Source organism: Hyphomicrobium sp. (assembly GCF_035548195.1).
Lineage (GTDB): Bacteria > Pseudomonadota > Alphaproteobacteria > Rhizobiales > Hyphomicrobiaceae > Hyphomicrobium_B.
This window is the reverse complement of sequence record NZ_DASZTY010000016.1, coordinates 41,416-61,565: the sequence shown is the minus strand read 5'-3', so window position 1 is coordinate 61,565 and position 20,150 is coordinate 41,416. Positions and strand designations below refer to the sequence as shown.

The window sequence follows — 20,150 nt, the reverse complement described above, 5'->3', positions numbered from 1 at the left end:
TCCTATTGAGTGTCAGCGAGCGTCGGCAGCGGCGCGTTGACGATAATAAAGGTCCTTCTCGTCGTCCGTGAGTGGCACGACATAGGGATCGATGCTGCGCTTTTCACAGTTCATCCGGCCGTCGGATTTTCCAAGTAGCGTATGGCAAAGCCAGTTCTCGTCATCGCGACCTTCATAGTCCGATCGCAAATGATAGAGGCCCCAGCGACTCTCCGTCCGAAAGAGAGACGCCGCCGCAGCCATGTCTGCACAGTCGAGAATCGACGACGCTTCCAATGCACGCAAAAGCTGATGGGCGTTCGTCGCGAGCATGTTCTGCTCAAGGTCTTCTCTCACCTCGGCAAAGCGCGCTTGCGCTAGTTCGTATTTACGCGGCACCTTTGGGGGTTGTAGATAATCATTCACAAGCCGCCGCGTTTTGTATTCAATTTGGTTGGGCGGGATGCCGTCTGCCCGTTTCGTCGGAGCGAGGACGCGATCCCGCTCGCGGGCGATATCCTCGGCATCGAATTCCGGAAGATCCACTTCTCTCGCATAGTCGCTGGCATGCTCCCCTGCAATCGATCCGTTGGTGAACGCGCCAAGCATATAACTGTGCGGCACGCTTGCCATGTCTCCAGCCGCGTAGAGCCCTTCGACGGTGGTGCGCGCAAATTCGTCGACAAAGACGCCAGATGCGCTATGTCCCGAGCAGAAGCCGATCTCCGAAATATGCATCTCGACCATCGACTCTCGATAGTCGGTGCCCCGGCCCTGATGGAACGTTCCTCGCGACGGCCGCTCCACCCGGTGGAGAATCGTTTCGATTTCGGCGATCGTGTTTTCGTGCAAATGATTGAGCTTTAGAAACACCGGTCCGTTGCCGGACTGAAGCTCGCGATAGAATTCGAGCATCATCTGACCGGACCAATAATCGCATTCGATGAAGCGGGCGCCTTTGTTATTGGCCGTGTAAGCTCCGAACGGGCCAGCGACGTAAGCGCAAGCAGGTCCATTGTAATCCTTGATCAGTGGATTGATCTGAAAGCATTCTAGGTTCGCGAGCTTGGCCCCCGCGTGGTACGCCATTGCGTATCCGTCGCCGGAATTCGTCGCGTTCTCGTAGGTACCATAGAGGTATCCGGAAGCAGGCAGCCCAAGACGGCCCGCAGCGCCCATGCATAGGATCACAGCCTTGGCGCGAATAATCAGAAACTCCGCCGTTCGCGTATTGACCGCGATCGCGCCTGCGATACGTCCATCTTTTCCCGTCAGCAAGCGGGTCGCGATGTAACGATTGGAGATCAACAACTGCGCACGCCGAAGCTGGCGATAAACGGCCTTCTTGACCGTCTCACCGTTCGGCATCGGCAGCACGTAGGTGCCGAGATGATGGACCTTCTTTAGTGCGAAGTCGCCATTCTCGGTCTTTTGAAAGCGTATGCCGAAGCTATCGAGCTCCTCAATGATCGAGTAGCAGTTCTGGGCGTACTTCAAGACGGGCTTCTGATTCACGATCCCGTCGTTCGCGATCGTAATTTCTTTTGTGTACTGCTCGGGCGTCGCATAGCCGGGAATGACGGCGTTGTTGAGCCCATCCATGCCCATGGAAATAGCACCGGAGCGCTTGACGTTGGCTTTTTCGAGCAGGATGACCTTCGAGCCGGGATTTCGCCGCTTGGCCTTTAGCGCAGCCATCGGACCAGCCGTCCCGCCTCCGATCACCAGGACGTCACACGTTACCTCCGACAAGCCGTCGACAATTGCATCCAACGACATGCGTTCGATATTCCTCTCAGTTGCCCTCTTATATTGCAGACAATTAGTGCACTGCTCCGCCGCCGCTAACGAAGAAATTCTGATTTAGATATTCGTGTGCGGAGCCCGCGTGCTTCACCCAAAAATGCCCGCACTCGGATCGCGTACGTGCAACCAGCCGCCGAATAAGCATTCCAAAAATAGTTCGTTTACGGAGGCAACGGCTCGGGCATACAGCAGGTCTGCAAATGCAGAGTATGTCCGAAATGAAAGCTCAATCCGTCAATATCGCAGAGGACGGTAACGTTCTCACCATCGAGTGGCAATCCGGTGAGCGATACGCTCTGGATGCCAAGCAACTCTGGCGAAATTGCCCCTCTGCGCATGCACGTCGCAGGCGCATGGATTATCCCGATCTCAAACCTACCAGCGATCTGCGGATCGTTTCCGTAACGCCCATCGGCCTCTACGCGATCAACATTGCGTTTTCGGACGGACACGCGCGCGGAATCTATCCGTGGTCGCTACTGCGGAAATTCACGACCGAACCGAAGCTCGAAGACTTCCTGATCGAGTAAGACAAAACCCGAATGAGGAGAACACGGCGTGCCTTTGGCGCAAACTCTCACGACCGTTCCCGTTGTCGTCGACAATGAAAAGTGCATCGCAGAGAAGGGATGCACGGTCTGCGTCGATGTTTGCCCGCTCGATGTGCTGAGGATCAGCGACATTACACAGAAGGCATACATGGCTTATGACGAGTGTTGGTACTGTATGCCCTGCGCCGTCGATTGTCCGACGAGCGCAGTGACAGTCAACATTCCCTATCTTTTGAAATAACCCGCGCGGCTGCTCAACGGCTGCACTTCCAAGCATTTCACGAGGGATCAAGATGCGCTTTTCCTTATTCGCTTCCACACTGATGGCGACGACTGGCCTCATCGGTGTCGCACACGCAGAAACCATCCGCGTAGCGATCGGCACGCAGGATGCCACGATCAACACCGCCACCGGCGGTCTCATTATCCGTGAGGAAAAGCTTCTTCAGAAATACTTGCCGCATGACGGCAAGTATAAGGACGTCACCTACGACATCCGCTGGAAGAATTTCACGAGCGGCGCTCCGATCACCAACGAGCAGATTGCAGGCAAGCTCGACTTCGCCGTCATGGCCGAATTCCCGGGGGTATTGAACGGCGTCGCGCATGAAAAAGCTGGCCGCAAAAGCATCTTCATCACCGCGCTCGAAGGAAGCGTCAAAGGCAGCGGCAATGGCATAGTCGTTCCGCTCAATTCGCCGATCCAATCTTTCTCCGAACTGAAGGGCAAAACGATCTCGGTGCCCTTTGCATCGACCGCACACGGGCTTTTGTTGCGCGCTGTGGCTGCGCAAGGCTGGAGCCCGGACAAGGACATCAAGATCATCACGCAAGCCCCCGAAGTCGCCGGCCCGGCACTGCAATCGAATAAAATAGATGCCCATGCCGATTTCGTTCCCTACGCCGATCTCTTTCCTTGGCGCGGCTTCGCAAGAAAGATCTACGACGGTTCGCAATCAAATGCGCCGACGTTTCACGGAACACTCGTCGAAGCTTCCTATGCCAAGAAATATCCCGAAATTGTCATCGCCTATTTGCGCGCCGTGATCGAAGCCGATCGCCTGATTGCTGCGGAACCGGAAAAGTACAGCGAACTCATCGCAAAGGTGACCGGCGTCGAAGCCGAGGTCGACTACCTCTTCCACGGTCCGCTTGGACTTCAGACACGGGACCTCACCTGGAAACCCGAATTCCGGCAAGACGTTGCGACGGCGATCGATACCTTGAAGCTTCTGAAGAAGACTGATCAGGGCCTCGACACCAATACGTTTATCACCGATCGCTACATCAGGACGGCATTCAAGGAAGCTGGGCTCGACTACGATGCCCAATTGAAAAACTACGCACAGACCCCGCTCAAAGCCAAGGATGCGCTGACCGGCGAAGATATCAAAGATCCCAAACGCGTCGCCGAAATCTGGGTGAAAGGCGAACCTTTGGTCCGTCACTACGTATCGGCCGAAAATGCCTTCAAAGCGCTCAAGGCAATCGAAGGCGAGAACAAGACGATTCGCGTCGTCTATGCCCAGGACCGCAATAGCGGCATCAAGCTTCTTGCCAAACAGGCCTGGTTCGTCCGTGCCGACAATGGTGACATCAGTGCGTTCCTTCTAAAAGGACAAGCGGAAGATTGGGCCAAGACCAAGGGCGGGAAGGTTCTCGATTACAATGCCGCACGCGCCTCGGTCGTGGCCAGCAATTGAGAAACGCCAGTGTCTGCTTCAGCCGAAACAAGCAACGGCCGCGGCCGCTGGATCTTGCAAGCGTCGTCGATTGCTGCCTGCCTTCTCGCCTGGCAGGCAGCATCCTCGTTTCATGCCGATCTCGGTATCGTTACCTTTGCGAACGTCCCAACTCCGGTTGAAGTGCTGAAAGCGGGCATTGATTTCGCAAAGTCGCCCAAGCTCTTGAATGACCTGTCGAGCAGCCTGATGCGCGTCTTCGCCGGTTATGGGATTGCCGCGGTTGTCGGCATCGCATTGGGCGTCGCCATCGGACGATCTCGACGAGCTTCCGATCTCCTGATGGCGCCTCTCGAACTCATGCGCCCTATTCCTGCAGTAGCCTGGATACCGCTTGCTGTCCTGATGTTTCCGTCGTCGGAACTTTCGATGATTTACATCACGTTCATCGGCGCGCTTTTTCCGATTCTGCTCAACACCATTCACGGCGTCGAGCATGTCGACCAGCGCTTGATCGCATCCGCGCGAAGCCTCGGAGCGACGCGCAGCGCAATTTTGCGCGAAGTGATCCTCCCCGGCGCCGCGCCAAATATCGTCACCGGCCTTGCGGTCGGAATGGGCACCTCCTGGTTTTGCCTGATTACAGCGGAGATGATCTCCGGACAGTATGGGATCGGCTATTTCACATGGGAATCCTACACGCTGCAGAATTACTCCGACATCGTCGTCGGCATGATCTTGATCGGCCTGCTCGGCATGGGCAGCAGCTATCTGCTGCGCAAGGTCGGGACGGTGCTGACACCCTGGCACACCGTCGAGGAAGCGCGCCGATGAGCGGGCGCGAACGCTTGATGCGAACCGATGCAGGTCGCATAGCCGCAGAGCACGTCTCGATAGAGCTAGGGCAAGGTGCGCAGGCATTCGAAGCCGTGCAGGATGTCAGCCTGACAGTAGAACCTGGTGAATTCGTTTGCATCCTCGGGCCCTCAGGATGCGGGAAGTCGACGCTGCTCGGGGCACTCGCAGGCCACATCACACCGAGCAAAGGCGGTCTTGCGGTTGACGATACTCCGATCGCAGGCCCCCATCCCGATCGCGGCATAGTCTTTCAGCATCACACGCTCTTTCCTTGGAAATCCATTCGCGAGAATGTTTCGTTCGGTCCGAAGATGCTCGGCTTCAAAAAAGCCGAACGACGTCGCATGGCCGATGAAATCTTGGACCTTGTGGGACTCTCTGATTTTTCCGATCGCTATCCTCGGCAGCTTTCTGGCGGCATGCAGCAACGCGTCGAACTCGCACGTGTACTCGTGAACCGACCGCGCCTTCTGTTGATGGATGAGCCGTTTAGCGCGCTCGATGCCCTCACGCGCATGCGGATGCAAGAACTGCTTCTCGACATATGGGAACGCATACGCACCACGATCCTGTTCGTAACTCATGACATCGACGAAGCGTTGTTCCTCGCCGATCGTATCGTCGTCATGACCGCGAGGCCCGGCAGAATTCTTGAAGAGATCGTCGTACCCTTCAGCCGCCCGCGCGCGACCGAAATCGTCGCGCTCCCCGAATTCGGAAAATTAAAGCGGCACTGCCTCGATCTCTTGCGCGCCGAGCACCCCTCTGCTCCGCTACCACGCCTGACACCTTTGGGATTGTAAAATCTTAATCCAATTGATGTCAGGAAGAAGATGGGCGACACTCCGAAATAGTGCGGATGCCGTCCCGCTCCATATCCGGCTTGAATTTCCGTTCCCTACGCCTTTGATAGGTTGTCACGCATTGGAAAATCGAGTTCGGTTGCCGGCCTTTTCTTCAGGCACTGGGTTTGGTCGAATCTTCGGTGCCAGCCTTGATGACCCTTTCGGTCAGTTCCGGCGCGCACAACTCGATGAAGCGGTAGGCAAACCGACGCAAGAAACGGCCACGACGAAGTGCAATGCGCGACGTCGATTTGGGGAAAAGATGAGCACTGTCGAGCAAACGAAGCTCGGTGTCGCGCTCTTCGTTATAGGCCATCGACGCGACGATGCCGATACCGAGTCCGACCTCGACATATGTCTTGATGACGTCGGCATCGAGCGCGACCATCACGATATCCGGCGCCAGCCCTGCCTTGGCGAAGGTCGCGTCAATTGCCGGGCGGCCGGTGAAGCCTTCATGATATGTGATGATCGGCCACTCCGTGATGTTCTCGAGTGTCAGTGGCGTCACGCTCTCCAGCGCGTGCCCCTTCGGCACGATAACGGCGTGGTTCCAGGAATAATAAGGAAACGAAACAAGCTCGGGTGCTTCTTCCAAAGCTTCAGTCGCGATGCCGATGTCCGCCGTGCCGTCGTTCAGCATCGTCGCGATCTCTTTCGGCGATCCCTGTTGAAGCACCAGGTGAACGTTGGAAAATTCTTTACGGAAGGCAGCAATTGGGCCTGGCAGCGCATAGCGCGCCTGCGAGTGCGTCGTCGCGATCGTGATCTCGCCGCGATCTGATTTCGCGAACTGATCGGCAAGACGCTTGATATTAGCGGTGTCGAGAAGAATACGCTCGACGATCTGTGCCAATTCTTTTCCTGGCTCCGTGAGCCCCAGCAGTCTTTTGCCGCGGCGGACGAAGAGTTCGACTCCAAGCTCGTCTTCAAGATCCTTGATGTGTTTCGAGACACCGGACTGTGACGTATAAAGCGCGTTCGCAACTTCAGTAAGATTGAAGTTGCGTCTGAGCGTTTCGCGGATGATGCGGAGCTGCTGGAAGTTCACGACGAGGATGTACCGTTCTGATCTGGGAAAATGCTGAGACGACGACTTCGGAGTTTCACGGATTGGCCGGGGGACAGTCCTAGCGACGCCGTCTGGGTTTCTGGAAGCTCGACTTCGAAGAAATCTTTTCGGCCCTTGCGGTCCGCACCGCTTGCAACGAGTTCTATACGCGCAACGGCTCCGTTGCCAAGAATACGGTTGATGTTGGCTGTGATGCCGTCGCTGGAAGCGGCGTCGGTCACGATCTCCGTGTCGTGGGGCCGGACGAACGCCACGACCTCCTGCCCGTCCTTGACGTGCTCGACATGATGGCGAAGGCGCTCGTCGCCGACACGAAGATAGTCACCTTCGATGCGGCCACGAAATTCGTTAACCGCACCTATGAAGCCATAGGCGAATGCCGTTGCCGGCCGTTCGTAAATCTCCTTCGGATTGCCGATCTGCTCGATGCGTCCTTTGTTGACGAGGACGATCCGATCGGAGACCTCGAGCGCTTCTTCCTGATCGTGGGTCACGAAGATCGACGAAATGTGGAGTTCGTCGTGGAGCGTACGCAGCCAGCGCCGGAGTTCCTTGCGAACCTTGGCGTCGAGGGCGCCGAAGGGCTCATCGAGCAGAAGCACGCGCGGCTCGACCGCCAAAGCCCGGGCGAGCGCGATGCGCTGGCGCTGACCGCCCGATAGTTGGGAGGGAAAGCGGTTGGCGACCCAGGAGAGTTGTACGAGATCCAGCAGACGCCCGACCTTGGCACGGATTTCCTTTTCCCTCGGCCGCTCACGACGCGGACGGACTCTCAAACCGAAGGCGATATTTTCGAACACCGTCATGTGCCGGAAAAGCGCATAATGCTGGAATACGAACCCGACGCGGCGCTGACGGACATCTTTGTCCGTCGCATCGTCGCCATCGAGGATGACGCGACCGCTGTCGGCGTGCTCCAGTCCCGCGATGACGCGAAGCAGTGTCGTCTTTCCGCACCCGGAAGGTCCGAGCAATGCCACGAGTTCGCCATCAGGAAAATTCAGCGAGATGTTGTCGAGCGCTTTGAACGCGCCGAACGCCTTGCTGACGCCTTGGACCTCGATGCTCATCGCTCTTGTCCTTCCTGTCCGGACTTTCGTGCGCGCCACTCGACATATGTCTTCAGAACGAGTGTCACGAGGGCCAGCAAAGCCAGCAACGATGCAACGGCAAACGCTGCTGAGAATTGGTATTCGTTGTAAAGAATTTCGACGTGAAGCGGCATCGTGTTGGTCTCGCCGCGGATATGCCCAGAGACCACGGAAACGGCGCCGAACTCGCCCATGGCGCGGGCGTTGCAAAGGATGACCCCGTAAAGAAGCGCCCATTTGATGTTTGGAAGCGTGACACGCCAGAACGTCTGAAAGCCCGCGGCCCCAAGCGAAATTGCGGCTTCCTCTTCTTCGCGGCCTTGCGCCTGCATCAGTGGTATGAGTTCTCTGGCAATGAATGGAAAGGTCACGAAGATCGTCGCCAGAACTATGCCCGGCACAGCGAAGATGATCCTGATGTCGTGCTCGCCGAGCCAGGGTCCGAGCCATCCTTGCCTGCCGAATACGAGGACGTAGATCAAACCGGCGACAACCGGTGAAACCGAGAACGGCAGATCGATGAGCGTGATCAGAAAATTCTTGCCCGGGAACTCGAACTTGGCGACGGCCCAAGCGGCTGACAGTCCGAAGATCAAATTCGACGGCACGGCGATGGCGGCTGCCAGCAGCGTCAACCGAATCGCCGATAGCGCATCGGGTTCAACAAGTGCTGCGAAGTAAGCTTCAGTTCCTTTGCGGAACGCTTCGGCAAAGACGGCAATTAACGGCAGCAGCAGAAAGACCAGAAAATAACTCAGCCCAATGCCCAGGATGAGAAACTTGACCCACGAAGCATCACGCGTTGCAGCGTTAGCTTCGAACTTGCCAGCTCCCTGCACGCGCGCACCGAATGTTGCAACGACGCCCGTCATCCGACGTTCCTCCCAAAGCGACGACCGTTCCAGGCTTGCAGCGCATTGATCACCAGGAGCATGACAAACGAGATGACGAGCATGACGGCCGCGACGGCTGTTGCACCTCGATAATCGAACTGTTCAAGCTTGGTGATGATGATCAGCGGCGTGATCTCCGAAACCATCGGAATGTTACCGGCGATGAAAATCACCGAGCCGTATTCTCCGACGGCTCGTGCGAAGGCGAGCGCGAAGCCCGTAAGAAGTGCCGGCAGCAACGTCGGAAAGACCACACGCTGGAACGACTGCCACCGGTTGGCACCGAGGCTCGCGGCTGCTTCTTCAAACTCGACTTCCAAATCTTCAAGGATCGGCTGGACGGTGCGAACAACGAAAGGCAGGCCGATAAAGATCAACGCGACGAGCACGCCGGTGGGGCGGAACGCAATTTTGATATCGTGAGGTTCCAGGAAACTGCCGATCCAGCCGTTCTTTGCGTAAATCGCCGTCAAGGATATGCCGGCAACGGCCGTCGGAAGGGCAAATGGAAGGTCGATCAAAGCATCGACGATCTTGCGCCCCGGAAACGTGTAGCGGGTAAGACCCCACGCCAACAGCAGGCCAAAGACGGCATTGATGCATGCGGCGAGGAAGGAAGCACCGAATGTCAGTTTATAGGACGCAACGACACGTGGCGCCGTTACGGCCTGCCAGAAGTCGTGCGGCGTCATCGTCGACGACTTCAGGAATACGGCCGAGAGAGGAATGAGGACGATCAGCGACAGGTAGATAAGGGTAAACCCGAGCGAAAGCCCGAACCCCGGCAATACTCGCTTATTTATGCTGCGTGCCATTTTGGCAAACCGTCTCCCCTAAATGGCAATGTCTAGAATTGCGATAATCACGGCCGGATATCCGAACCACGCGGGATACCTCGCGCCCGATTACGAACACCCGGCATATGCAGGCGTCCGTTAAAACGAATGCACCGCATATTATGGGAGAGGTTTGCCCTCGCTAAAGAAGAAGACATGCTAATCATATTCCGTCGGATGGAATTGACCTGAGACGCGGCGATGCCGGCGGGAGATCAGAACGGGTGCGGGCGGGAACCGTTGCCATCTATGCGCGTCACGACGAGGAAAAGTTTTGCTTCCCTGTCACCTAGGTTGTGAAGCCGGTGCGCGGTATCGGCATTAAAGAGGATGGCGTCACCGTCGGAGAGGATTGCAGGAGATTCGTCTACGAGACCCACCTCAACGTTTCCAACGACAACAAAAATTGCCTTCTTGGTTCCCGGCACGTGTGCGGCGATATCTTCGTTGTGATGCGGCGCTATCGTCACTTCGTACATTTCGATACTTTGCGTATCACCCCAGGGGAACAAGGCGCGACAGATAAATCCGCCGTCGCTCGATGTGAGGATCGTTGCCCGGTCGTGCGAGACGACGACCGTTCCAGCTCTTCCAGGAATTGAGATAAGGCTTGGAACAGAGACCTTCAGGGCGTCCGCTATGCGGCCGAGAAGGTTGATTGTCGGAGCGCTTTTGCCAGTTTCGATCTGACCCAGCATGGCGCGGCTGACACCGGATAGATTGGCCAATTGCTCAAGCGAGAGACCGTGTTTTCGTCTTAGCTGGCGGAGGTTTTCTCCTACGGCGAGCGAAAGCTTGGTCGAGACGCTCTCTGCGGTCTGAAACTCGGTGGTGTCCTGCTTTCTTGCCATTCCCATCGCGTCGCCCATTTTTACCCGTCACTCTGCGAAGACGGATAACCGGGCAATGATATCAGTGGAACGAAGAAGAAATGCTGAGCTTATGAGCAAGCCCAGACACGATCTGTATCGCAGCAGATCAGTAAAAGGCAAGAAGGGCGGACTAGGACTGCCCTTCTTGCCCAAAAGCTCACGGGAGGTGTCAGACCACAGCTGCCCGGTCTAGAAATTGACCTTCACGCCGCCGATAACCTGCTGCATCGTGTCCAACCTCGTGCTCGCGACATCGTCTCCCAGAATGACGTCGCCGTCCGCATGCTGATAAAGGAGGTAAAGCATCGTCTCGGCATTATCGAGGTACTGCGCGACACCACCGGACCAATACTCGATATCTGCGCTTCGAGTCCGCAACGTCCCTCCGCTCACGTTCGAGCCGGGTGCATCGTGGCGATATTGAGCAAAGAAGTTTGTCTTACCGAGCGACAGCCATTTGTGCTCGATGCCGGTTTGGACGTACCAGGCGTCGTCCCGCTTATCGACCAGGGCAGCATCCGTGCCGGCGTCGAAGGCACGTGTATTGTCAATCTGCTGACCATAGCCTGCGAAGACGAAAAGCCCCGTCGGCTTGTGCTGGACGAACCCCGACACGCCCCACCAGTCGCAATCGGCGCGGAAATCGGTCGGACCCGTATGGCAGGGGGTGGATTTCTCGTCCGTCGAGTGGCCGTAGCCGGCACGCGCGTTGACATTGAAATCACCGAAGCCGCCCTTGTAGATCAGCGCGGTGTCGAAGATATCGTCCTCACCCCACGTTGCCGTGTAGGTGAACCCGGCAATCGTCGGTGAATCATAGCGCACGATGTTGCGACGTCCGTCGTCGCCGGGCGTCGAGTTGTTGAAGCCGCGCATGACATCCGACCATTTCAGGTTGCCGCCACCGGGAGCAGCGACGAAGCTGCCGCCCGAACGAACGAAAAAGCCGGCCTGGTAGTCTGGCGCGCCTTCGCCATCGAAGAAGTTACGCGTCATCGTGGTGTCGGCGTCGTCGAGCAGATGGTAGGTCGAAGTGCCGTCCTGGCCGACGATCACCCGTCCGAGGTGATTATTCTTCAAGAACCAACTGCTTTTGCGGACCGAAACGCTGTTCGGGCCAGAGCCATCGGGAGTATTCTGGTCCCACTTGCCGCCATTGGCGCCATAAATTCCAAGCTCGATAACGTAACCCGCCGACCAGTCCTTATCGATCCGCGCTTCGCCAACAAAGCGGACACGCGACTGTTCTACAGGGTTGGTCCCGACGTACGCGTTGCTTTCCGTGCCGTCGTCCCACCAGGCGACCTCTTCGTTGACCCAACCTGACACCGTCAGGCTGACGTTGCGGTTGCCCTTTCGTGCGGTCGTGGCTTCGAGCTCGGCGATACGCTCTTCGAGATCGGCGCAGCAATTGCCGCCGAGATCCGCAGCGATCGCCGGTGGCGACCATCCCCCAATCAGCATGGTTGCCGCCCCCAGCAGCAACCCTGCCGTAAATTTCGGCATACTTGCCATAGCTTTCAGACCCCCGTCTAATTGAAGCTTGTTTTTGGTGCTTCTTGAGTCCTGATCTTTTGAGTTTGCCTCCTGCTGTCAATTCGAAGCGCGGTATCAACGATTTTTCTGCGATAGCGGCGTCGCTATGTTGCACCACGGGCGTGGACGTTCGGCGCACGCACCGTCCAGCCCGCATCGCGAAGGAGCGTCGCGGCACCCTTGATGTCTTGCGGGATCAAACCGCCTGCATCGCTTGCAGCCGGCGCCCGCTGGCGCGCGAGCCCATGTCGTCGAAGCCGTTGCGGCCGAGACAGGTTGAATGCCGCAAGCCTCTCGCTTGCCACACGAAATTCGGCCGCGCGCCGCAATCGTTCGAGGAAGGCCAGCGCCTCCGGCCAAGGTCCGAAACCCGATTCGGCATTGATGTGGCCGGCGTTGCCCAGGTTGATGAGCTCCGCTTGCCAAAGGGCCGCCCAGTAGCCTGCGCGGTCCAATTCCATCCATGGATCATTTGTGCTGGCGACCACGATTGCCGGAAATCCCAACGGCTTCGTTGGAAGGAATTCAGCGACTCCGAATTCTTCCGGATCGGCTGGAGCGACGAGCAACGCGCCGGTGATTCGCTCGACGTGATCGCTTGCGGCCTGGACCGCGGCCAGCGCACCGAAAGAATGGGCGACGATAAATATGCGTCCCGTTGCGCGTTTGATCTCGCTCCGTACCCGGGCCGACCAGTCGGGCAGGTGAGGATCGTTCCAGTCTCGCTGCGAAATGCGAATGCTGCCGGTGACGCGGCTTTCGAGCCAGGTCTGCCAGTGCGTCGGGCCGCTCGATCGAAGGCCGGGAACGATGAGAGTCGTAGACATGGAAATGATCCTGAAATGCAAAGCGCTACGCGCTCGTGGTCTGTCTTCGGAAAGGCTTGCGTGGCGATAGGGATCGCCTTCAACAAAGGCCCCCAAAGTTCCACTTGCGCGTTCGCATCGACATTGTTCGGTGTCCCATGACGTTCCGGTGATAACTCCGCTTCGTGCGCCGCCCGATCTCACGTCAAGCTGAACTTGCTGAGATACAGGCTCCCCCCGCCGGGCGGCGCACGAGCCGCGCGGAAGTGCGCCTAGCCATTTTTGCCGGGTGTATAGATCTGATCGAAAATGCCGCCGTCGGCGAAGTGCTTGGCTTGCGCCTTCGTCCAGCCCCCGAAGACGTCGTCGATGGTGAACGTCTTCACCTGTGCGAATTTTCCGGCGTATTCCGCCGCAACTTTCGGATCGCGCGGACGGTAGAAATTCTCCGCAGCGATTTTCTGGCCTTCAGGGCTGTAGAGATAATTGAGATACGCCTCAGCCACTTTCCGCGTGCCGCGCTTATCAACGACCTTGTCGACAACGGCGACGTTGGGCTCCGCCAGGATCGAAACCGATGGCGTCACGATCTCGAACTTGTCAGGGCCGAACTCCTTGAGCGCCAAGTGCGCCTCATTTTCCCACGCCAACAGAACGTCGCCGATGCCTCGCTCGACGAACGTATTCGTCGATCCGCGCGCGCCGGAATCGAGCACCTTCGTGTGCTTGTAGATCTGGCTGACGAATTCCTTCGCCTTCTCTTCGTTGCCACCGGGCTGCTTCAAGGCATAACCCCAGGCCGCAAGGTAATTCCACCGTGCGCCACCCGATGTCTTTGGGTTCGGCGTGATGATATCGACGCCGTTCTTAACGAGATCCGGCCAATCCTTGATACCCTTCGGGTTGCCTTTGCGGACCAGGAACACAATCGTCGACGTATAAGGTGCCGAGTTGTCCGGGAATTTTTTGATCCAATCGGCTTTGATGAGATCGCCGTTCTTGTGCAGGGCATCGACGTCCGCGGCCAGCGCCAGCGTCACGACGTCCGCCTGAAGTCCGTCGATGACCGCACGTGCCTGCTTACCCGAACCGCCATGCGATTGTTTAACAGTGACATCGTCACCGGTTTTCGCTTTCCAGTATTTCTCGAACGCCTTGTCATATGCCGCATAGAGTTCGCGCGTCGGATCATAGGAAACGTTGAGCAGCGTAATATCTTTCGCGGCAGCGGAAGGCGCGTGGCCGGCTAGGCCGGAGATGCCTAGGCCAAATGCGGCGACGATCGCCGATCTGCGGGTGAGGGTCGTGAAGGGCATGGCAACCTCTCAAGTTGGTGTTAACTCGAGAGCAACCCTATTTTACCGGCATACTTCCGCGAACGAAGAAGAATTGCTGAGCTTATTAGCTAGTGAAATTGGAATCTTCTTGACGCTTTTCCTTGTCGACGATAGCGGCTGCCCGGCGCACAATACCCAGGATCAGACGTGACCTGAATGCACCGAGCAACGTGCCTTCTGAGAAGCGATCCTGTCGGATCAAAGCCGTGATCAAGTACAAGAGTTGCATTGGGTCCGCCCGCGCAAGTGCCGACGGATCGTTACATAATGCTTGCGCATCCTCTGATCGAACCCACGATAGCCAATGGAAGCCGGGTAACACCCAACCACGATCGTAGGCGGACGTGACGAACGCCTCGGCGACGTCGCCGAGCACCACATAGGGCATGATGAAGGAGCCCGATTCCGTCCTCTCACCGGAATGAACCTCGCCTGGCGAGAAGTCAGAATCTTCCAATGTCGGAAGATAGCAGGTCATCGCATGAAGACGCTGCAGAAGATCAGGGGGCTCAGGAATCCTTTGTATATCTCTGATCGTCATCTCGCTTGCCGGGCTCCCGCGTCAATGCATCTTCACAGGCTGGGACAGGGAGCGACCTTCCTCGACTCACGAGTTCAACCGCTCGTCGGTGCCAACCAATGCGTACTTTCTGGCAGAAGTCGAGAGCTGTCTGCGCACTAGCTGAGGTCCCGTTTAGGGCGCATTTCTTGAGTAATGTGTTGTCAAAATACGTGATGAATCTGCGCGTGTTTCAGTGAATCTAAGCTCGGTGAAAGCTCTCACCATTTCGACCGGCACTACGCAGGTCAGGCCGTTAGGCCAGAGATCGAAGTCGACTATGAAAGAGTTGAAAATCCGTGGAGCTGAGAAATTGGACGATCGAGTCCACCTGATCGTCGAACTTGCAATGCGGGAACTGAAAGAGCTCAGCTTCACATGTCGCCAGCCACGGCGCTTCGACAGGGAGCCAGACGCGGCCCTGTTCGAACTTCACTGTCTGCTCCTGCGCGCGCTCTACCTTTCCTTTTTCTGGTTCACGCGAGAGCAGCCACGGCTGGTGACCCGATTTGGTGAAGTACTCGATGAGGCTGATACCGCTCGCCTTTCTCTCGACGATGACCAGCTTGGCATTCCACTTCTCTTTCTGAACTTTGACCTGATTGACGAGATCAACAAAGTTGGGGCGGTCGCGCCAAACGTCGAGCAAATAATACCCGTCGGGGCACTTCGCCCAGGTCGTGCAGACTGTGTAGGAGTTGGTCTCGTCACCTTGATAGGCGGTATCCCACGACTGAATCACCGCCTCGACTTTCGCTGCATCAGGGGCTTTTTGATAGCGTTTCACCCAGGCATTCTTGAAGATATAACCGCCCGGCGGCAGCGGGCACTGATTATATTGGGCTTCGAAATCATGTTCGCCCATATCTATTTTTAGCTGTTTGAGATCCGCCGTGTTATGCCGTGACCACTGAAGTATCGATCCCTCCCCAATCCATATCTTGTCCCCTCCAGCGACAATGTCGTAAATCTGTTTTTTTGGAAATATGGCTGGCAGTATCAGTTCTTCCCAGCCTCCTTTCGCGATGAGATGGCCTGGCAAATCCTCGGCGTGCAGTCTCTGTCCGACAACAATGACCCTCCCCTTCTTTGGGTGATCAAAACGGCTATGAATCGTTGAGTTGAACCAGTGGATACAGCTCTCGCGTGCCGTCGGTGAATGCGCCTCGCTGGCCTTGAGCAAATCGTCGGCGATAAAAAAATGCGCGCCGCGCCCAGTCACCGTACCTCCGACCGACGTTGCCAGCCGGTATCCCCCTGCAGTCGTTCCAATCTCGGTCTTATTCTGTAAGTTGGGATCCAGGATGGTTGCAGGAAACAACCTTCGATAAAAGGGCGACCGCATCAGTCTTAAGGTATCGCCGCTGAACTTCTCGGCAAGCGAGGCCGCATAAGATGCACAAACGATGCGTGTTTTGGGGTTCCTGCCAAGCAGCCAAGCTGTGTATGCGATCGAAATCAGATAAGTCTTCAGATAGCGTGGTGGGATGCAGACCAGGGCGCGCCGGACTTCGCCGTCATACACCTTTTCGAGCAGCCGACAGACGATGCTGATGTGGCGAGACATCTCGAGCATTCCTCCTTCCAGGACCGGAAAGGCACGAATAGCGAAGGATGGAAACTCGCGACGGCACAAGTCATCGACTATCTTTCGCAGCTCGAACGGGTCAGCCATCGGCTTCATCCTTTTTCTTGAAGACGTGAAATTTCTCACGAAGCTCGATCCACGCTTCGAGCGTCGCATAATCCGCAGTGGAGTCTTCCGGTGATGGCGGAGCGGCCTTCGGTGGGTCGTATCTCTCGTCGAGCTCTTTCTGGATCTGAAATGCCTTCAGGTCGCCGTTAGCGGCTTTCTGGGCTACTTGATGGTAACCCAGTTCCTTCTTGGACATGGTCTTCTGTTTGCCGTCCATGTTGACGGTAATCTTCTGTTCAAATGCCTCCTTGTAGAGGGTCTTCTGATTCTTCGTGCCTTTCGGGCGGCCCATCGGGTTGGGTGACGGGCCGCCTTTCTTCCACCAGGTTTTAGGATCCGTTTTGCCCTTGCCCCACTTCGAGGACTTCAGGGCCTTCTTCTCCTCATCCATGGTTGCCCGGCCCTTCGTCGCCAGCACGCTGTTCGACGAGTTCTGTAAAGGTCAAACCGGTATCGACGTGGACGGCGCGATCACCCGTTAGTCGTTCCCAGCGCCGGATGGCGCGATCGACATACTTGGGATCGAGTTCGATGCAGCGGGCTTCTCGATTACAATGCTCGCTGGCGATGATCGTCGCGCCCCCGCCAGAAAACGGATCGAGCACCACGTTGCCGGGTTGGGTCACATCGAGGATTGCGTCAACGACAAGTTCAACGGGCTTCGGTGTTGGATGATCGGCGAGTGCCTGAGCGGCAGAGGATCCCCGACGGTTGGCGCCCGGATAGCACCAAATGTTTGTGCGGTCCCGTCCGTGAACGCCGAGAGCCACATTATTTACAGCGAGCGAAGTTCCATTGCAGAACACAGCGATGAATTCATGGGCCGATCGGTACAGACCGCCCATACCGCCCGATCCTTTATTCCACACAGCGACATTGATGCGATCCAACTCAGCATCGCGTCCGGCTCCGAGAAGGACGTCTATTTGACGCCAGTCCATGCAGGCGAACAGGACCGCACCCGGCAACAACGACGCCCGGCAAAGTGTGAGGTACGTTTGCAAGAACTGGCGGAACTCGGCCTCGCTCTCCTTCCCCGCAAACATGACGAAGTCTTCGTGCTGATGCTTGCCGAGACCGCCGACGAAACCTTCGATTGGACAGTTATAAGGTGGATCGCTGAAGGCCGCGTGCGCCGCGCTGCCACCGAGCACACGCTTATATGATGTCTCATCCAAAGCATCGCCGCAAAGCAGCTGATGGCGACCGAGGCGGTATAGGTCGCCGACCCTGCTCGTTGTAACGGCTGTTGTGCTACCCTCTTCTTCGTCTCCCCCAATGTTGTGTTCGATCGGAAGAGGCTCAAACTTGATCTGATCGATCTCGGGTAACGTGAAACCGGTGGAGATCAACTCGATCCCGTGGGACTCGATCGTGATCATCCGATCGCGCAACTTATCGAGGTTGTATTTGCCGATTTCGCCGATGCGATTGAGCGCGAGACTGAGAGCTTCGAGTTCGATCGGATCAAGATGATCGACCACTCGGCATTCGATTGTCTCGAGGCCAAGCCGGATCGCCGCTTCCCACAAGACATGCCCAGCAATGATGGTGCCATGTTTGTCGATCAAGATCGGCAGCACCATCCCGAACTTCTTGACGGAGCGGATCGTGCTTTCGAGAAGCTGCGGCGTCGTCTCCCGCGTCCGATTTGCTGATGGGTGGAGCGAGTTGACGGGCTTGAAGACGGTGAGAAGCGCTGGCTGCGGATCATTGCGACCGTGACCATGGAGAAGAGCAGTGATCCGCGTCTCGTCACGGTTGCTTGAGCGACGCTTCTTCGTCTTGGCCTGAAGCTGTTTAGTTAGATTGCGGGATGTGAGCGTGTTTCTGGTCGGCATTCCTTCCTCCAATCGATATTCGATTGGAGGCCGACGCATAATAGGGGTCCTGCATCCAATCGGAGTGCAAGACCTGACCCCAAGAACTAGGGGTCCATATTTCTAAGAATATATCAGGTCTAAACGTTACGCTGGGCCAATCCCACACCCTGGGTCATATCCATCCAGATACAATCGGATCCAACGCCTATTGCCATTGAACTTGGCCCCATGCACTAGGGGTCTATATTTCATCGAATATACCGAGCTCAATGCACGGGTAAAATATGCAAGAGAGCAAATTTATTCAAGGGCGCTCGTGATTTGAGCTTAATCTGTTTCGCCCACTGCAATCCGTAATCCCTGTAATCGACATCCGTGCTTCCGCGCTCGCGTTTCCGTGTTTTGATTTTCACCGGAAAATTGACAAAACCCACGTATTACTTGGCGTTTGAAGCGATCAGGCGATCCCATTCCGTGTATTTTTGCGAGTTTTCCGTGTTTTCCGGGGGTGAACACGGAAAATCCACCTGGAGACTAGTTCGCCTTCGACTGTCACCACAGCCACCCAACTTGCTGAAATAGGTAAGTTTTATCGTTCTCCCAAGCAGCCTGGATGTGCCGCAATATCCGCGGCTCGTCACACGGGTCGTGAGATCGTAGCGAACGCGAAACAGCATCGTCGGGCGAGAAACGTGGTCGCCCGTCTCTGGGGGCTTCTTGCTCGGCCTCAGGGCACAAATCCGAGGTGCGCGCGCTGAGCCAGCCAGTCGTGCGGCCGAGTTTCAGGAGACGCGCCGACGGCCCGAAAGGCTCGGATTACGGGTACGATGTCAGGTTCATTTCAATAACAGAGCTCGGCGATCATCACGACGACGAAGCCCTCGGCGTTTCGCCGGCGTTCCAGACACTGATTTGGGAATGAAAGCTATTTCAGCGGCGTGTAATCAGCGACCGGTTCGGGACGATGAAAGTGATACGTGAGCCCGAGCCGGAGGATCCAGAAGTCGTCATCCCAACCGACGTGCTGTGTGCACGTCGCGCCGCACGCGCCAGTAAACGTGTAATCTGCACTATCGGATCCGAGATCGACGTAAAGCGCCTCTGCCCGGAACGACCAATTCTCATCGGCCATAAATTCAACGCCACCGCCAGCAGTCCATCCAAGCTGCGTGCCGCCGCTCGATGCGGAAAACGGCGGAGATATCAGTCCTGTTGGACCGACGTTCGTTATGAACCGATGGTCGGTATTGGCATAAGCAAGACCTCCCGTTGCGTAGATCAGGTAGCTGTCGTCGCCAACAATACCCAGTCGAGCCCGAAGTGTTCCGAACCAATCCATGCTTGATTGGAATGCAGCTGAGCCCACAGGCCCGCCGCAGGGAGCAGAACCGCAAACACCGACATCAGACTCTGTATCGGTCCCATAATAGCTGAAGTCGGTTTCGACGCCGAACACTACGCCGCCGCATTGGACGTTGTAGCCGCCATGACCGCCGATCGTGAATCCGCGATCGTTGTCAGCCAAACCCGCAATGCCATTCGGCGAGCCGTCGTCAGCATACTGCGTCACCTCTTGGTGCGATCTGGTGCTGCCGAAACCAAGCTGAATACCGGCATAAGGCCCGGCAAATGCACCTCCGAAACAACGTCCCGGCGGTGACGCCATCGGCACATCTCTCATCATGCCGTCGGCCCAGGCATTGCCGGCAGCAAACAGTGCAGCACAGAGAACCATAAGGAAGGAAAATAATCTCATTGTCTAAGCCTCTGATTCAACGGCATGAACGGGAAACCGGAATTTGCAGATGCGCCAAATTTAGCAATGTTCACCATATGGAAAGGTGATTCGTGCGCGCCCGTCGAGTTCGGACTGCCTTCACTTGCGCATTCGATCTGACAATCTGCCCA

The 20,150-nt window shown here is 56.7% G+C and carries 19 protein-coding genes; 5 read left to right on the top strand and 14 right to left on the bottom strand.

All coding sequences use genetic code 11. The features are described from left to right. Nucleotides 1-12: 12 nt before the first annotated feature. Entirely contained in the window at nt 13-1,758 is a 1,746-nt protein-coding gene (locus VHB22_RS04485) for a fumarate reductase/succinate dehydrogenase flavoprotein subunit (RefSeq protein WP_325455760.1), read from the bottom strand. A 245-nt stretch (nt 1,759-2,003) separates the two neighbouring features. Between VHB22_RS04485 and VHB22_RS04480 the strand changes: the two genes are divergently transcribed. From VHB22_RS04480 to VHB22_RS04460, 5 genes are read left to right on the top strand one after another with little or no spacing between them, the layout of a single operon-like run. Beyond that, nucleotides 2,004-2,315, top strand: coding sequence for a DUF971 domain-containing protein (locus tag VHB22_RS04480; RefSeq protein ID WP_325455759.1), 312 nt, complete (start codon nt 2,004-2,006; stop codon nt 2,313-2,315). Between the two features lie 28 nt (nt 2,316-2,343). Continuing rightward, nucleotides 2,344-2,577: a ferredoxin family protein gene (locus VHB22_RS04475; RefSeq protein WP_325455758.1), complete on the top strand. Its 234-nt coding sequence runs from the start codon at nt 2,344-2,346 to the stop codon at nt 2,575-2,577. Between the two features lie 52 nt (nt 2,578-2,629). Beyond that, a complete protein-coding gene (locus tag VHB22_RS04470; protein WP_414652701.1) occupies nt 2,630-4,039 on the top strand; it encodes an ABC transporter substrate-binding protein in 1,410 nt (469 codons plus the stop codon). Between the two features lie 9 nt (nt 4,040-4,048). Then, nucleotides 4,049-4,852 (top strand): ABC transporter permease, encoded by an 804-nt coding sequence (locus tag VHB22_RS04465; RefSeq protein WP_325455757.1) that lies wholly within the window; start codon nt 4,049-4,051, stop codon nt 4,850-4,852. Further along, nucleotides 4,849-5,679: an ABC transporter ATP-binding protein gene (locus VHB22_RS04460; RefSeq protein ID WP_325455756.1), complete on the top strand. Its 831-nt coding sequence runs from the start codon at nt 4,849-4,851 to the stop codon at nt 5,677-5,679. The genes VHB22_RS04465 and VHB22_RS04460 overlap by 4 nt, the downstream gene beginning before the upstream one ends. A 154-nt stretch (nt 5,680-5,833) precedes the next feature. On the opposite strand, the gene VHB22_RS04455 is transcribed toward VHB22_RS04460, so the two are convergent. From VHB22_RS04455 to VHB22_RS04395, 13 genes are all read right to left on the bottom strand, one after another. Continuing rightward, complete coding sequence (locus VHB22_RS04455; RefSeq protein WP_325455755.1) at nt 5,834-6,772, bottom strand: CysB family HTH-type transcriptional regulator; 939 nt, start codon at nt 6,770-6,772, stop codon at nt 5,834-5,836. Continuing rightward, entirely contained in the window at nt 6,769-7,863 is a 1,095-nt protein-coding gene (locus tag VHB22_RS04450; RefSeq protein ID WP_325455754.1) for a sulfate/molybdate ABC transporter ATP-binding protein, read from the bottom strand. Before VHB22_RS04450 ends, VHB22_RS04455 begins: the two co-directional genes overlap by 4 nt. Beyond that, on the bottom strand, nt 7,860-8,756 hold the full coding sequence (gene cysW / locus VHB22_RS04445; protein WP_325455753.1) for a sulfate ABC transporter permease subunit CysW: 897 nt from the start codon (nt 8,754-8,756) through the stop codon (nt 7,860-7,862). Before cysW ends, VHB22_RS04450 begins: the two co-directional genes overlap by 4 nt. Continuing rightward, nucleotides 8,753-9,592 carry a sulfate ABC transporter permease subunit CysT gene (gene cysT, locus VHB22_RS04440; protein WP_325455752.1) on the bottom strand — a complete coding sequence of 280 codons (840 nt, stop codon included), beginning with the start codon at nt 9,590-9,592 and terminating at the stop codon, nt 8,753-8,755. Before cysT ends, cysW begins: the two co-directional genes overlap by 4 nt. 236 nt (nt 9,593-9,828) lie before the next feature. Beyond that, nucleotides 9,829-10,464 carry an XRE family transcriptional regulator gene (locus VHB22_RS04435; RefSeq protein WP_325455751.1) on the bottom strand — a complete coding sequence of 212 codons (636 nt, stop codon included), beginning with the start codon at nt 10,462-10,464 and terminating at the stop codon, nt 9,829-9,831. A gap of 210 nt (nt 10,465-10,674) precedes the next feature. Then, nucleotides 10,675-11,991 carry a porin gene (locus tag VHB22_RS04430; RefSeq protein ID WP_325455750.1) on the bottom strand — a complete coding sequence of 439 codons (1,317 nt, stop codon included), beginning with the start codon at nt 11,989-11,991 and terminating at the stop codon, nt 10,675-10,677. Between the two features lie 134 nt (nt 11,992-12,125). Further along, the gene (locus VHB22_RS04425; RefSeq protein WP_325455749.1) at nt 12,126-12,848 is read right to left on the bottom strand and encodes an alpha/beta hydrolase; all 723 of its coding nucleotides are present in this window, start codon (nt 12,846-12,848) and stop codon (nt 12,126-12,128) included. 251 nt (nt 12,849-13,099) lie between these two features. Next, nucleotides 13,100-14,143 carry a sulfate ABC transporter substrate-binding protein gene (locus VHB22_RS04420; protein ID WP_325455748.1) on the bottom strand — a complete coding sequence of 348 codons (1,044 nt, stop codon included), beginning with the start codon at nt 14,141-14,143 and terminating at the stop codon, nt 13,100-13,102. A gap of 85 nt (nt 14,144-14,228) precedes the next feature. Beyond that, nucleotides 14,229-14,705 (bottom strand): DUF6508 domain-containing protein, encoded by a 477-nt coding sequence (locus tag VHB22_RS04415; protein WP_325455747.1) that lies wholly within the window; start codon nt 14,703-14,705, stop codon nt 14,229-14,231. A 274-nt stretch (nt 14,706-14,979) separates the two neighbouring features. Next, the gene (terL, locus tag VHB22_RS04410; protein WP_325455746.1) at nt 14,980-16,398 is read right to left on the bottom strand and encodes a phage terminase large subunit; all 1,419 of its coding nucleotides are present in this window, start codon (nt 16,396-16,398) and stop codon (nt 14,980-14,982) included. Then, nucleotides 16,391-16,810: a DUF5681 domain-containing protein gene (locus VHB22_RS04405; protein ID WP_325455745.1), complete on the bottom strand. Its 420-nt coding sequence runs from the start codon at nt 16,808-16,810 to the stop codon at nt 16,391-16,393. The genes terL and VHB22_RS04405 overlap by 8 nt, the downstream gene beginning before the upstream one ends. Then, nucleotides 16,803-18,260: a DNA modification methylase gene (locus VHB22_RS04400; RefSeq protein ID WP_325455744.1), complete on the bottom strand. Its 1,458-nt coding sequence runs from the start codon at nt 18,258-18,260 to the stop codon at nt 16,803-16,805. The genes VHB22_RS04405 and VHB22_RS04400 overlap by 8 nt, the downstream gene beginning before the upstream one ends. A 907-nt stretch (nt 18,261-19,167) precedes the next feature. Then, entirely contained in the window at nt 19,168-19,998 is an 831-nt protein-coding gene (locus VHB22_RS04395) for an outer membrane protein (protein ID WP_325455743.1), read from the bottom strand. Between the last annotated feature and the right edge of the window lie 152 nt (nt 19,999-20,150).

Coding starts and splice junctions, on each gene's coding strand:
- VHB22_RS04485 (WP_325455760.1), bottom strand. CDS start 1,758: ATGTCGTTGGATGCAATTGTCGACGGCTTGTCGGAGGTAACGTGTGAC.
- VHB22_RS04480 (WP_325455759.1), top strand. CDS start 2,004: ATGAAAGCTCAATCCGTCAATATCGCAGAGGACGGTAACGTTCTCACC.
- VHB22_RS04470 (WP_414652701.1), top strand. CDS start 2,630: ATGCGCTTTTCCTTATTCGCTTCCACACTGATGGCGACGACTGGCCTC.
- VHB22_RS04460 (WP_325455756.1), top strand. CDS start 4,849: ATGAGCGGGCGCGAACGCTTGATGCGAACCGATGCAGGTCGCATAGCC.
- VHB22_RS04450 (WP_325455754.1), bottom strand. CDS start 7,863: ATGAGCATCGAGGTCCAAGGCGTCAGCAAGGCGTTCGGCGCGTTCAAA.
- cysW (WP_325455753.1), bottom strand. CDS start 8,756: ATGACGGGCGTCGTTGCAACATTCGGTGCGCGCGTGCAGGGAGCTGGC.
- cysT (WP_325455752.1), bottom strand. CDS start 9,592: ATGGCACGCAGCATAAATAAGCGAGTATTGCCGGGGTTCGGGCTTTCG.
- VHB22_RS04435 (WP_325455751.1), bottom strand. CDS start 10,464: ATGGCAAGAAAGCAGGACACCACCGAGTTTCAGACCGCAGAGAGCGTC.
- VHB22_RS04430 (WP_325455750.1), bottom strand. CDS start 11,991: ATGCCGAAATTTACGGCAGGGTTGCTGCTGGGGGCGGCAACCATGCTG.
- VHB22_RS04425 (WP_325455749.1), bottom strand. CDS start 12,848: ATGTCTACGACTCTCATCGTTCCCGGCCTTCGATCGAGCGGCCCGACG.
- VHB22_RS04420 (WP_325455748.1), bottom strand. CDS start 14,143: ATGCCCTTCACGACCCTCACCCGCAGATCGGCGATCGTCGCCGCATTT.
- VHB22_RS04415 (WP_325455747.1), bottom strand. CDS start 14,705: ATGACGATCAGAGATATACAAAGGATTCCTGAGCCCCCTGATCTTCTG.
- terL (WP_325455746.1), bottom strand. CDS start 16,398: ATGGCTGACCCGTTCGAGCTGCGAAAGATAGTCGATGACTTGTGCCGT.
- VHB22_RS04405 (WP_325455745.1), bottom strand. CDS start 16,810: ATGGATGAGGAGAAGAAGGCCCTGAAGTCCTCGAAGTGGGGCAAGGGC.
- VHB22_RS04400 (WP_325455744.1), bottom strand. CDS start 18,260: ATGCCGACCAGAAACACGCTCACATCCCGCAATCTAACTAAACAGCTT.
- VHB22_RS04395 (WP_325455743.1), bottom strand. CDS start 19,998: ATGAGATTATTTTCCTTCCTTATGGTTCTCTGTGCTGCACTGTTTGCT.